Below are 13147 nucleotides of genomic sequence, written 5' to 3' on the forward strand. Positions count from 1 at the left end.
ACTTCAATCTCTTTTTCCAATTTCAACAAGCGACCGAAACAAATCTCTTCTGTAGCCTATACGTGCCGCACCCGCATCCAACAGAAACTCGCCCAACAAAAAAAGACCGGAAATAAATCCCGGTCTTCCTCAGCTCTTACGCGTTAAGTTGTTCGTAAATCTCCATATATTCTTTCGCCGAAGCCAGCCAACTGAAATCCGCATTCATCCCGTTCTGCACAATCTTTTTCCAAGCCGCATCTTGTCGGTAAAAGTGTAAAGCACGGCGAACCGTATGCAGCATATCATGCGCATTGTACGAAGCGAAACTAAATCCGTTGCCTTCATGCGTATGCTCATTGTAAGCATGAACCGTATCGTTCAGCCCTCCGGTTTCCCGTACAATCGGCACGCTGCCGTAACGCATCGCCAACAACTGACTGATCCCGCAAGGCTCGAACATCGATGGCATCAAGAACATATCGCTCGCGGCGTAAATGTTTCTTGATAGCGGTTCGCTAAATCGAATTTGAGCCGACAATTGCTCGGGATGACGATACGCCGCTTGACGGAACCAATCTTCGTACCCCGGTTCGCCCGTACCCAATACAACAACTTGCACATCGTCGCCGTAAAGCAACTCGTCGAGTACACGCACGATCAGATCCAGCCCTTTAGGTTCAACCAAACGAGACACAATCCCGATCATTGGCGTTTTGGCGTTCACCGGAAGACCCAGTTCTTTTTGCAGCGCTGTTTTGTTTTCGCGTTTTTTAGCAATACTGCTTTTATATCGTGTGCTTAACGCTTGATCCGTATTCGGATTATAGCTTTTCACATCGATCCCGTTCACAATACCTGTAAGTTTATCTCCGATTGAAGACAGCAGACCGTCTAACCCATAGCCGTAATGTGCGGTACGAATTTCGTCGGCATACGTTGGGCTTACCGTTGTCACTTTACCCGCGTATACAATGCCTGCTTTCATAAAGTTCACATTGCCATAATATTCGGCTCCGCTTTCGGTGAAATGACGATTGTCCAAGCCGAGCAATTCGCCAAACACCGCATAAGGAAACACACCTTGATACAGCAAGTTATGAATCGTATATACCGTTTGGATATTATCGTAAAACGGATCATGCGCATAAGAATCTTGGAGCAGTAGCGGAACCATCCCTGTATGCCAATCGTGGCAATGAATCACGTCCGGTTTAAATCCGATTTCAGGCAAAATATCGAGGATCGCTTTGTTGAAAAAGCCGAATCGCTCGCCGTCGTCGCCATAACCGTATACGCCATCGCGTCCAAAATAATATTCGTTATCGATAAAATAGACCGGGATTCCGTTGTCATCATATTCTTCGATCCCGCAATATTGACTTCTCCAGCCCATTTGTACATAAGTGACGCCTTTGTGTACCAGTTTTTCTTTGTACGTATCAGGAATCGTTTTGTATTTCGGAATGACGACGCGAATATCGGCTCCGGCTTCTTTTAAAGCTCTCGGCAAAGCTCCGATGACGTCAGCTAGACCGCCTGTTTTGATAAAAGGAGCGGCTTCTGCGGCTGCAAATAATAGTTTCATTAAGCTTTCCCCTTTCGTGTTCCTGATTTGGCATCGGATTTCGGCTTTTTGACCGGTTTATCGGATGTTTTCTTTTTTACGGATGGTGATTTTACAGGAGCTTCCGAACTTTTCAGACTCTCCGTAGCACGGGCACTTTTTTTAAGAATCACGATGCTCAGAGCCGGAAGTTTCACAGGGAAATGGTAAGGTCGATTATGCCAAGATCCTTTTTCGGCGCGAATAAGTTCTTCATTCAAAATACCGTCTCCGCCGAATTCGATTCGATCGCTGTTGAATACTTCGGTATACGTACCGGGCTTATCGACACCGATCCGGTAATCTTCGTAAGCAACCGGTTGGAAATTGATCAGGATATACAACGTATCGCCCGGTTTTTTTCCTTTTCGCATAAAGGTAATGACGCTCTGATTAGAATCGTCGGCATTAATCCAGTCATACCCGCTCCAACTATGATCCGCTTCCCATAATGCTTTTTCGTTCAGATACAGATGGTTCAAAGCTGCCGTAAAATCTTTCATATTCCGGTGAGCTTCATATTCCATCAGCAGCCAATCCAAAGATTCTTCGTCTTTCCATTCGATAAATTGCCCGAATTCTCCTCCCATAAAGAGAAGCTTTTTGCCCGGATGCGTCATTTGGTAACCGAGTAGCAAGCGAAGCCCCGCAAATTTTTCTGCATACTCACCTGGCATTTTATCAAGTAACGATTTTTTGCCATGCACGACTTCATCATGCGACAGCGGCAAAATAAAGTTTTCCGTATACGCGTACATCACCGGGAAGGTCAATAAATTATGAAGCGAAGAACGTCCATCGAAATGAGTTTCTACATATTTAAGTGTATCGTTCATCCAGCCCATATTCCATTTGTAATTGAACCCAAGACCGCCTTCGTGTGCTGGAGCTGTGACCATCGGCCAAGCGCTGGACTCTTCTGCCGCCATAATCGTATGTGGATAATAGTTGAAGATTGTAATATTTAATTTGCGTAAAAACTCGATCGCATCGTTGTTTTCGACCCCGCCTGCTTCATTCGGTCTCCACTGATGCGGTTTTTTCTCGAAATCCAGCCGTAACATACTCGTCACTGCATCGATACGCAGCCCATCAAAATGGAACATTTCCAACCAATACAGCGCACTGGAGATCAAGAAAGATTGAACTTCAGGTTTACCGAAATCAAAAGACAACGTGCCCCAGCCCGGCTTTTCCGCTAACATCGGATCGGCATACTCGTAAAGAGGGGAACCGTCAAATTGTCTAAGCCCATGAGCATCTTTGGCAAAATGACCCGGAACCCAGTCCAGCAAAACGCCGATATCTTCTTGATGGCAACGATCGATCAGATACATCAAGTCTTTGGCTTCACCATAACGGCTCGTAGGCGCAAAATACCCGGTCGCTTGGTAGCCCCAAGACAAGTCATACGGATATTCGGTCAACGGCATAAATTCCAGGTGCGTGTAACCCATTTCTTTAATATAAGGAATCAGTATGTCGGCAAGTTCACGATATGTATAAAAACTTCCGTCTTCTTTTTGACGCCAAGTACCGACCTGCATTTCATAGATATTAATAGGCTTGTTATAAGGTGCCCGACGTTTTCTGCGCCAAGCTTGATCGCCCCATTGATAACCGTCTACAGAACCAACGCGTGATGCAGTATTCGGTCTAACTTCCGCATAGACGCCATAAGGATCGGCTCGTAGTAGACGCTCGTCTTGATGAGAGCGAATATCGTATTTATAAAGATCTCCATATTTTACATCTGCAATAAAAGCACTCCAGATGCCTCCTGACTCCGGCAAAAGTTCCAACGCATCACGAGTTCCGTCCCAATCATTGCGATCCATTGCGACACCGACAGAGATAGCATTAGGTGCCCAGACGGTAAAGCGAACCCCTTCTACTTGTCGTTCGGTACAAAGATGTGCGCCAAACACTCGGTAGCTATGAAAAAGATTGCCTTCATGGAATAAATAAATGTCTTGTTGCGATACCGGCTGAGTACCAGCGCCTGATGGTTTGGTCATCTTTTCACACTCCTTTTATCTCTATCTTTTGTTTGCTAACTATCTTATTCAAAACAGATCAATAGTTTTATTACCCGATTTTGCAGACAATGAATAAAATGATACCGAAAAAAATAAATACAAGAAAATGCTATTCAATTCCAGTTTTCATGGTTTCAAAGCTAGGTTCTTCCGTTTAATTATACCTCATGTTGACATACATCACGGGAGGGAAATTCACATGGAAAAGAAAGATTGCATCGCAATGTTGCTGGCAGGAGGAGAAGGTCGCAGATTGGCCCCACTGACGTCTACGATCGCCAAACCTGCCGTACCTTTCGGCGGGCACTACCGTATTATCGATTTTCCTCTCAGCAACTGCCTCAATTCAGGTATCGACACAGTAGGCGTACTGACTCAGTATGCAGCTGAATCGTTACATGACCATATAGGAGACGGCACACCTTGGAAAATCAATACACAAAGCGGCGAGATCGCTCTTTTGCCACCTGGTAAACAAGGCGAATATCGCGGAACAGCCGATGCCATTACTAAAAATATCGCGTATATCGATAACCAAAATCCGGAACACGTACTGATTTTGTCCGGTGATCATATCTACCATATGGATTACGCAGAAATGATTGAAGCTCATAACAACTCCGGTGCAGATGCTACGTTGTCTGTCATGGAAGTTCCGCTTAACGAAGCGCATCGTTTTGGTATCATTACAACAGATGCTGATATGAAAATCGTGGATTTCACAGAGAAACCTGCAGAACCGATGAGCAGTCTTGCTTCGATGGGTATCTACGTATTCAAATGGTCGTATCTGCGTAACTATTTGATCGAAGACGCTAATAAAGAAGAATCTGGTCATGATTTCGGTAAAGACCTGCTTCCTTTGATGCTGCAAGACGGTTCGCAATTGACGGCGTATCCTTTTGCTGGCTATTGGAGAGACGTAGGCACAGCAAACAGCCTGTGGGAAGCTCATATGGATTTGCTCGGCGATAATAGCCAATTCAGCTTAAACAAACCGGAATGGCCGATGTATACGTACCGTCAAGAAAGCCGTCCAGCATTGTTCCGTCGTACTCTCGCTCTTTCTCCAATTGACTCGATGGTTCACGAAGCTTGCATCAACGAAGGTTCGATCAAACATTCGGTCTTGTTCCGAGATGTTGAAGTTGGTAAAGGCTCGACGATTATGGATAGTGTGATTATGCCAGAAGCGACAATCGGACGTAATGTAAAAATTCAGTATGCCATTATCGGTGAAGGTGCCGTTATTGAAGATGGTGCTGTTGTTTCTGGAACTCAGGAAAACATTTTGATGATCGGTCCAAATGAAGTGGTTGAAGCAACACCTGTGATTCACCCTCAAACGGTAGCCGTGCATACATTAACCGAAACATTCGAGCCTGTGGCTTTACGCCGCGCTGAAGGATTGTCTTCTTAATTCGAAAAATTCCGAGCAATCGGTTCTAAAAAAGCCTTTCCCGACTAGATCTTTATACCGGGAAAGGCTTTTCTCATGTCTTTTTAGAAGACCTTCTCATATAGATTGACGTAACGTCCACCTACACTTCGCTTTAAATCACGCTCTGCAATCCACTGGAACCCGCATCGTCGATAATACTCATTCAGCGTAGGCAGATGCTTCACACAATCTAGCCGCAAACCACGTTTATGAAGACGTATTGCTTCTTGCTCAGCAAAAGAAATCATAAATTCTCCATAATGAAGTCCACGATAAGCCGAGCGAACCGTCAAACGATGCAGATACAAATAATCTTCATCATTCAACTCTTCCCAATAGGAGGGGTCGCTATTTTGGAGCGTGAACAGACCCGCAGCTTGATGCTCTTTTTCCAAAATAAACACTCTTCGACTTACAAAGTATTCGCTGACTGTCTTTTCGTTAAACATTTCAGGCTTCCATTGTTCAATTCCTTGTTCCACCATCGCTTGCGCTGCTTCTTGCAACATCTCTACTAAAATCGGAGCGTCTGAGACCGAAGCTTCGCGAATCGCTAGAGAAGAATCGTAAACTTCCATTGTAAGTTCACCCTGCTTTCGATAACTCATAACAGTAGTGCTCGATTCACACATCTTCTGTAGAATCGGGCTGCGGAGCTGGTAACTCCGTTTTGACTTCTTGTGCTTCCAGCAACGGCAGTTTCACGCTAACTGTCGTCCCTACACCAAGTTCACTCGTCATATCGAGCTCTCCCTCATGCAGTTCGACCAATTGTTGCGTAATCGCAAGCCCAAGACCTGTTCCGCCGCCTTGTGTATTCACTTGGAAAAAGCGGTCTTTCACTCGTTTTAGATTTTCTTCATCGATACCGATTCCTTGGTCTTGCACCGCTGTACGCACCCAACCTTCTTCGCGCGTCATATGCAGGACGATAACCGAATTTTCATGAGAAAATTTAATCGCATTATCTACAATATTCAAAAAGACTTGTTTTAACCGATTGGCGTCGCCATACACGGCAAAACTTTCTTCGTCTGCTTCCAGACGCAAATGAACTTTTTTGAGTTCCGCTTTCGCCCATACATTCAGAACAATTTCTTTCAAAAGTTCTTTCAGTTCGACATGCGTCATCGTAAGTTTCATCTCATTTTGTTGCAGCTTCGAGAAGTCTAGCAGCTCTTCGACCAAGCCAATCAATCTTTCTGTCTCTTTCGAAATAATGCCCATTCCGATCCTTGTCTCGTCCGGATCGTATCCGCCGGAATCCAGCGTCTCGCTCCATCCTTTGATCGAAGTAAGCGGCGTTCGAAGTTCGTGCGAGATCGAAGAAACAAAATCGTCTTTAATCTGATTGCTTCGCACAATTTCTTCTGCCATATAGTTCAAGGTCGAGCCCATCTCTCCCAGCTCGTACCGATAATCCCCTTCGACTCTGACATCGAATCGCCCTTTTGCCATCTGCGCGGAGACCGCAATAATATTGTTGATCGGCTTAACGATCGAGTTCGCCAATCCGATACTGACAATCAAGACAATGACCATGATCCCCACGATAATCGACATCGAAACAAACGTAATCTCCAGCAATCGCTGGTTAACTTTTTCGATCGAGGTGACGAATCTTGCCAAATAGACTTGACCGCCGCCCGGTTGGAGCGTCGTCGTCACTGCCATAACCGGTTCTCCTGTTGTCGCTTGACGTCCGATCCATTTTGCGGTGTTACCCGAAGCCAAAGCTTGCGGAATATCACTCGTTTGAACCGGTTTGTCCGCGCGAAAGCCTGAAGAACTGATCAGTACGTCACCTGTACTATTCAAAATTTGCAGTTCCGCATCCGGCAGTTTGAGCAGACTCAAAATTTGCGTCAGGTACTCCATCTCCCCATAATCGCCTGCACTCGTCGAAATTAAAGCACTTCGCACCGTCACATCGATATGGCTTGAAATCATATTGTAGATCGTATCGTAATAATAGGCACGAATCGCAAACAAAAACACCACTTCCACGAGCATCAGCGCCAGGAAGATGACGATGAAATAGTGCATGACGATCTGCCTGCCGATGCCTTTCTTAATCATTGACCTTGACCTTTCCATTTATACCCGTGCCCCCATACCGTTTGTAAGTATTCCGGTTCGGATGGATTGTCTTCGATCTTTTGGCGCAGTCTACGGATATTGACGTCTACAATCTTCGGATCGCCCATATATTCTTTGCCCCATACGTGATCGAGCAATACATCCCGGCTAAGCGGCGTATTTTCTTTTTCCAAAAAGAATTGAATCAACGAGAACTCGGTCGGTGTCAATTCGATCGCCAGATTGTTCTTTTTGAATTGTTTGGAAATCAAGTCCAGCTTGAACGGGCCGGAGTCGAAAGTAACTTTAGCCGCTGTTTCTTGATGAACATTGACACGGCGCAGTAAAGAGCGAATCCGCGCAATCAATTCTGTCGGGCTAAAAGGCTTGCTTACATGGTCGTCCGCACCGACAGACAGCGCATAGACTTTATCTTGTTCTTGCACTTTCGCAGTCAAAAAGATAATGCCCATTCGTTCGTTCGTTTCTCGAATCCGGCGACATACCTCAAATCCGTCGATTCCCGGAACCATGACGTCGAGCAGTGCCACATCAATACCCGGAACAGTTTGCAAAATATGCAACGCTTCGTTTCCTTCTCCGGCTTCCAACACTTCGAATCCATTACGCTTCAAGTTAATGACAATAAAACTGCGGATCGATTCTTCATCTTCCAAAATCAACACTTTACTCATAAGGCTCCCCTTCCCGGATCTGAACATCCGTCTGTTTTTCTTGGTATATGAACGATTGATCAGGTTGCAGGAACGCCTGCTTTTTGCACGCCCAAATCTCCATTCGAATTCACCCGGTAAGCGATGACCTGACTGCTGGTACTATAAAGCTTGATCCAGCCTTTATCTTCAGATTCATTTTGCCATTGCGCCGGTGTGAAAAAGCGAACTTCTTCAATCCATTCGCGGTTATCTGTTCGAACGAATTTCAAATATTTATCCATGATCGATACCGTATCCAGCGTTACGTTTTTCAACAACTTTCCGGGGAAAGGTTGAAGCACAAATCTGCCTCCCGGGTCACGATATTGTTCCATCACCGGATCCAATCCTTTTTTCTTGTCCCATTGACTGTATAACGTAAGCATCGGAATATCTTCTTTATTCTCGAAATAACTCCATCCGTCCGGAACACTGAGCAATCCGATTTCAATAATTCCGTCGCCGTTCACATCTTCGCTTTTGACCCATCCATCGCGGAAGGCTGCATCTTCACTAAGTACCGATTGCAGAATACCATTTTTCATGACGACGATCTGCGTATAAGAACCGGAACCGATCATAATATCGAGTACCAGCCCATTTTGGTTAGGTGCCACTTCACCCGAAGTCGCGTTATAATATCCGGTGACCGTTTTGTTTGGAAGCAAGATCGAAGAAAGTTCTTTGAAATTGTTGTCTTCGAACTGATACGTTTTGATATCGGTTCCGACATTGGATCGCAAGTTAATTAACGACAGTTCGCTTTTGCCGTCTCCATTCAGGTCAATCAGTGAAAATGCCGAATAGGCAAGCTTGTTGCCAAGTTTCTCGAGCGATGCGCTCACTTCGGAATTGACGTACGAATAGACCATCAGGATATTACTGCCTCCGAATAACGGATCTTCGCCTTCCGTGCTGTATCCTGCCAAAATGTCGACCGCGCCGTTGCCCGAAATATCCGCGAATTCCAGTTTGTCGAGCACGGTGCCTTCTCCTTCGATATCGAGCACTTTTACCCAAGTTCCGTCTTGATCTTGCAAGATCATCACATGCAGATTTTCTCCGCTGTTTGCCGGTTTATAAAATAAGATCGCTTCGTTTACGCCGTCGCCATCCAGATCTTCATAACGGATCGCGCTTGTATCTTTGGAATCGCGCGCTCGTACTTCCACGGCTCCCGCTGGGAGCTGACGGTCGATCGTACTACGCAGCGCTTCTTTGTCAGCGGGTAGACGCGGCGGCTGGATCAGCGTAGTCGGATCAGGAAGCGATAACGTATCGCTACATCCTGACAACAAAAGCAGACCTAATGTCCCGGCAAGGCTTAACCAAAATTTTTTCATCCTTTTGCTCACTCTTTTCTGCTTAGGCGCCGGTCAAACGATGCCGAAATCTGATTATAAGCGGCTTTTCTCCGCTGTAGTCAGGCGACGACCGCGAACGTCCAGAATGATCTTGCCTTCTTCCATCACCCATATTCGGCTTGCATGCCGTTCAGCAAGTTCTATAGGAAGCACCGCGACGACCGTCGTTTCCTGCGTTTCGCACAAATTTTTCAACATGCCCAGTACATGATCAGCGGTATGCGGATCGAGCCCGATTACCGGCTCATCCGCGAGCAGCACATTAGCTCCATGAGCCATCGCCCGAGCTGTGGCAATCCGCTGCTGTTCACCGCCGCTCAAATTACCGGCTTTCAATTTGGCTTTATCCAATAAACCGAACGATTCGATAGTATCCATCGCGCCCATATAATCGTCGGTTCGAACCATCCCCGTAAAACGTCGCCATGCCGGAGTCTGTCCAACTTGACCAATCAATACATTTTTGAGTGCTGTACGATTCGGATCCAGATCCGGATTTTGTTTCAAGTACGCCCATTCTCTGCGAATACGACGCTTGCCGCTCCATCCTGCTTTGAATACATCCAGATCGTCGACGATAAAGCTACCGCCATCCCAATCTTCTTGCAGAGCTAGACAGCGAAGCAAGGTACTTTTCCCACTGCCGCTCCCACCGACGATTGCTACAAATTCGCCGCGAACCAAATCAAAGTCTATGCCTTTAAGGATCGACGTTTTATCACTAGTTACCGTCTTTTTTAAGCCTCTCACCTTAATCATACGCTATCCGACTCCCCTGACTTGGTAAACTTCACTTCTCTAGTGTACCCCGAAACGTTCGCTAAATGCCACGTCAGGAGGTCTTTTTCTCGAACTTTTTCACAGAGCCGCCTCGGAAAAAGAATCCCATCAGACCAAATAACATATAAGCACCGCCCATAATCCAAAAAAGCAAAAACGGTGAACCATGCTGCATGCCAAATCCTCCGATTCCCGGTCCAACCATACTGCCAAGACTGAAATGGAACGATGCGACCACATTGGCAGAAGGAATGAGTGCTCTAGGTAGCAAATCTGCCGCATAAGCCATTCCGAGCGAATAGAACGATCCAACTAGACCACCGGCAACCAGGAACAACGCCATATTTGCCCAAAAATGCGTTCCGGCAAGCGGAACCAGAGCAAACAGCAACCCGCCACAGATTCCGGCTGCGATCAAAATAGGGCGTCGACCGTAACGATCGCTTAACATGCCGAGCGGTAATTGCAAAATCAATCCACCGATTCCGATGCCCAGCAGGAGCAGCGCAATATCTTCTTTGACAAAACCGACGCGCAATCCGTAGACCGGGAAGTTTCCGTTAAGCGAAGCTTCCATATAGCCGTACAAAAATGCCGGGATCAGCGCAAACCAAGCATACCGATAAATACGCGGGAATCTGGCAAAGCCTTTATGTTCTTGCAAATCGCGTTCTGGCTTATACTCCGGCAAAAAACGCATGACAAGAATCAAAACCAACAAAAACAGAACGGCTAATGCAACGAACGGAACATAATCGCCATAGTCGATCAACCCGATCCCAAGCGGCCCTACGCTAAATCCGATTCCGTAAGACATGCCGTAGAGCGATAAATTCCGACCGCGGTTTTCGGCAGGTGTGACGAGTAAAACCCAAAGCTGCGCGACATAGTTTAATGCGCTATCGCCTGCTCCGACAATCAAGCGCAGTACGAACCATACGCCGATACTCGGAATAAGCGGAAACAAAGGCAAAGCAATCAAGACCATAAGCAGGCCGCCGATCAGTAACTTTTTGAATCCGACGACGCCAACCAACCGTTCAGCGACCAATGTCATCGCAAATGATCCAATATACAAAGCTGCCGAGTTCAGCCCGTTGACTGAAGCGGATACGCCTTGTTCTTCAAGCAAGATCGACAATAAAGGCAGTAACAACCCTTGACTCAGACCCGCCATCACGACGATCCCGAGCAAGATATAATAAGAAAAAGCAGAGCGAGAAGCCAACAGAAGATTCCTTCCTTTCGTGCGCATAAGCCGGTATACCTACCGCTGCGCGTAACCCTTGTAATAGTAGTGGACAAGTTCAAGCAAAACCATACATAATAAGTTCAAAAGAGATCTGTTTCATCGATCCAATCGATCAAGCATTTAGGGATCATAGGAGGTCGCGACTTGAATAACTATAACGTCAAAATTGATGTATCCGAAATCTATGAACTTCTCGGTAGCTTTATGGTTCATACCACAAAAAAATGGCTACAAAACCTCGATATCGGCGCTACATGGTCGACTGAAGCGGAAGCGGGAATGCCAATCGAATTGCGCGCACGGTTTGCGGAAGCCGCGCAGTGGCCGTTTCTCGATTTTGATGCGCTGTACGCGCTTGTCATCGAACGCGAAGCCGAAGAAAATATTCCGGCTTTTCTGGATCGATTGCTGACTGAGCCTGCTGAACAATTGTTGGAGCGAATTTCTTCCCAGTTGCCAGATCTCACTCAAGAAGATGTATCTCGTATTCAACGCGACTACACGCCACTATTGAAATCATGGTATACTTATTACTTTAAGAATATTCAACATTCCATTATTCCTTTGATTGAAGAAGATGCGACTGAAAAGCGCGAACTCCTTCTTAAAATGGATGCTAGCGCATTGGTGGAATACGCATCGGGCGGTCTCGTTGTCGAAACGCCGCTCGATCTCAAAACCGTCATCTTGTTCCCAACCGTGCATAATCGTCCGATGAATACGTATTGCTTTTACGAAAATACGTTATTGATTCAATATCCGGTCGATGTGCCTCAAGAACAAGAAGACGAGCCGCCAACGGTACTTCTGCGTATGACGCGCGCTTTGGCGGTTCCGGATCGGTTAAAGTTGCTGCGTTATGTTGCCGATCAGCCGCGGTCTTTGATGGAAATGGAACGCGACCTGAAGCAACCTGCCGAAGCGCTAAAGCATCATATGGTATTACTTCGTACAGCCGGATTGCTTCGCACGCATATTGGCGAACAATTCAATGAAAAATTTAGTATTCGTCCCGATGGGGCATCGGAATTGCAAATGTTTCTGGAATCGTACCTACGTCTTTGACCGGTTTCTCCGAACCATTAAGCCGAGCCTCATGGGAGCACACAAGGAGTGAATAGCCCATGTTAGGCACCGAACACCAACATTTAATTTTTGACTTGGACGATACGTTAGTTTATTGCAATCGATATTTCGATCAGATTTTAGACGAATACATCGATCGAATGATACGCTGGTTTGCCCCTTACGGATTAGAAGCGCAGCAAGTGCGCGAAAAGCAACTGGAAATCGATATTGCCGGCGTTCACGTCGTAGGTTTTGCCAGTCATCATTTTCCGGAATCGCTGATTGCCACTTACCGGTATTTCAATAAAGCCTATAATCGGATCGGTAGCGATGCAGAAGAAGCACAACTGATGAAACTGGGTCTAAGCGTCTACGATCACGAAGTCGAAGCGTATCCGGGTATGGTCGATACGTTAGAACAACTTCGCAGCGACGGACATTCCTTGTACCTCTATACAGGCGGCGAAGATCAAATTCAGCAACGTAAAATCGACCAAATGAAGCTGAGCACGTATTTTGGTTCCGACATCTTTATTCGCCAGCATAAAAATGTCCAAGCGCTTGAAGGCATTTTGCTCCAAAAATCTTTGCCGCGCAGCACGACTTGGATGATCGGGAACTCGCTGCGTACCGATATTGCTCCTGCTCTTAACGCAGATATCAATGCCATCTATCTCAAGCAAGAAAACGAATGGGCATACAACATGATTGATCTGGATTCGAATTCCAAAGGCACGCTGCATACGATTTTAAAACTTCCGGAAGTACCGGAAATCATTACGAATTTCGCCCAAATCTCTCCTCAAAAACGGACCCTTTGATC

At 46.2% G+C, this 13147-nt stretch carries 11 protein-coding genes; 3 read left to right on the forward strand and 8 right to left on the reverse strand.

Annotated elements, in window-relative coordinates:
* Positions 1 to 136: 136 nt before the first annotated feature.
* Entirely contained in the window at positions 137 to 1567 is a 1431-nt protein-coding gene (gene glgA, locus NOM90_RS01755) for a glycogen synthase GlgA (RefSeq protein WP_255939534.1), read from the reverse strand.
* Positions 1567 to 3603, reverse strand: a complete 2037-nt coding sequence (gene glgB, locus NOM90_RS01760) for a 1,4-alpha-glucan branching protein GlgB (protein WP_255939536.1) — start codon at positions 3601 to 3603, stop codon at positions 1567 to 1569. The genes glgA and glgB overlap by 1 nt, the downstream gene beginning before the upstream one ends.
* 220 nt (positions 3604 to 3823) lie before the next feature.
* Between glgB and NOM90_RS01765 the strand changes: the two genes are divergently transcribed.
* Complete coding sequence (locus NOM90_RS01765; RefSeq protein ID WP_255939537.1) at positions 3824 to 5044, forward strand: glucose-1-phosphate adenylyltransferase; 1221 nt, start codon at positions 3824 to 3826, stop codon at positions 5042 to 5044.
* Between the two features lie 83 nt (positions 5045 to 5127).
* Here NOM90_RS01765 and NOM90_RS01770 read toward each other — a convergent pair whose 3' ends face one another.
* The 6 genes from NOM90_RS01770 to NOM90_RS01795 all read right to left on the reverse strand — a co-directional run bounded on the left by NOM90_RS01770 (position 5128) and on the right by NOM90_RS01795 (position 11232).
* Positions 5128 to 5643: a GNAT family N-acetyltransferase gene (locus NOM90_RS01770; RefSeq protein WP_255939538.1), complete on the reverse strand. Its 516-nt coding sequence runs from the start codon at positions 5641 to 5643 to the stop codon at positions 5128 to 5130.
* Between the two features lie 46 nt (positions 5644 to 5689).
* The gene (locus NOM90_RS01775; RefSeq protein ID WP_255939540.1) at positions 5690 to 7144 is read right to left on the reverse strand and encodes a sensor histidine kinase; all 1455 of its coding nucleotides are present in this window, start codon (positions 7142 to 7144) and stop codon (positions 5690 to 5692) included.
* On the reverse strand, positions 7141 to 7839 hold the full coding sequence (locus NOM90_RS01780) for a response regulator transcription factor (protein WP_255939541.1): 699 nt from the start codon (positions 7837 to 7839) through the stop codon (positions 7141 to 7143). The genes NOM90_RS01775 and NOM90_RS01780 overlap by 4 nt, the downstream gene beginning before the upstream one ends.
* Positions 7840 to 7898: 59 nt before the next feature.
* The gene (locus NOM90_RS01785) at positions 7899 to 9203 is read right to left on the reverse strand and encodes a hypothetical protein (protein ID WP_255939542.1); all 1305 of its coding nucleotides are present in this window, start codon (positions 9201 to 9203) and stop codon (positions 7899 to 7901) included.
* A 54-nt stretch (positions 9204 to 9257) separates the two neighbouring features.
* Positions 9258 to 9983 carry a phosphonate ABC transporter ATP-binding protein gene (locus NOM90_RS01790; RefSeq protein WP_255939543.1) on the reverse strand — a complete coding sequence of 242 codons (726 nt, stop codon included), beginning with the start codon at positions 9981 to 9983 and terminating at the stop codon, positions 9258 to 9260.
* 73 nt (positions 9984 to 10056) lie between these two features.
* Positions 10057 to 11232: an MFS transporter gene (locus tag NOM90_RS01795; RefSeq protein ID WP_370866549.1), complete on the reverse strand. Its 1176-nt coding sequence runs from the start codon at positions 11230 to 11232 to the stop codon at positions 10057 to 10059.
* A 228-nt stretch (positions 11233 to 11460) separates the two neighbouring features.
* Between NOM90_RS01795 and NOM90_RS01800 the strand changes: the two genes are divergently transcribed.
* Positions 11461 to 12321 carry an ArsR family transcriptional regulator gene (locus tag NOM90_RS01800; RefSeq protein WP_255940509.1) on the forward strand — a complete coding sequence of 287 codons (861 nt, stop codon included), beginning with the start codon at positions 11461 to 11463 and terminating at the stop codon, positions 12319 to 12321.
* Between the two features lie 59 nt (positions 12322 to 12380).
* The gene (locus NOM90_RS01805) at positions 12381 to 13145 is read left to right on the forward strand and encodes an HAD family hydrolase (protein WP_255939544.1); all 765 of its coding nucleotides are present in this window, start codon (positions 12381 to 12383) and stop codon (positions 13143 to 13145) included.
* The last annotated feature ends 2 nt before the right edge of the window (positions 13146 to 13147 follow it).

The organism is Saccharibacillus sp. JS10, from assembly GCF_024436065.1.
Classification (GTDB): domain Bacteria; phylum Bacillota; class Bacilli; order Paenibacillales; family Paenibacillaceae; genus Saccharibacillus.

Excerpts from the sequence above, each read along its gene's own strand:
- NOM90_RS01805 (WP_255939544.1), top strand. The coding sequence starts at position 12,381 with ATGTTAGGCACCGAACACCAACATTTAATTTTTGACTTGGACGATACG.
- NOM90_RS01800 (WP_255940509.1), top strand. The coding sequence starts at position 11,461 with ATGGTTCATACCACAAAAAAATGGCTACAAAACCTCGATATCGGCGCT.
- NOM90_RS01775 (WP_255939540.1), bottom strand. The coding sequence starts at position 7,144 with ATGATTAAGAAAGGCATCGGCAGGCAGATCGTCATGCACTATTTCATC.
- NOM90_RS01765 (WP_255939537.1), top strand. The coding sequence starts at position 3,824 with ATGGAAAAGAAAGATTGCATCGCAATGTTGCTGGCAGGAGGAGAAGGT.
- NOM90_RS01785 (WP_255939542.1), bottom strand. The coding sequence starts at position 9,203 with ATGAAAAAATTTTGGTTAAGCCTTGCCGGGACATTAGGTCTGCTTTTG.
- NOM90_RS01780 (WP_255939541.1), bottom strand. The coding sequence starts at position 7,839 with ATGAGTAAAGTGTTGATTTTGGAAGATGAAGAATCGATCCGCAGTTTT.
- NOM90_RS01790 (WP_255939543.1), bottom strand. The coding sequence starts at position 9,983 with ATGATTAAGGTGAGAGGCTTAAAAAAGACGGTAACTAGTGATAAAACG.
- glgB (WP_255939536.1), bottom strand. The coding sequence starts at position 3,603 with ATGACCAAACCATCAGGCGCTGGTACTCAGCCGGTATCGCAACAAGAC.
- glgA (WP_255939534.1), bottom strand. The coding sequence starts at position 1,567 with ATGAAACTATTATTTGCAGCCGCAGAAGCCGCTCCTTTTATCAAAACA.
- NOM90_RS01770 (WP_255939538.1), bottom strand. The coding sequence starts at position 5,643 with ATGGAAGTTTACGATTCTTCTCTAGCGATTCGCGAAGCTTCGGTCTCA.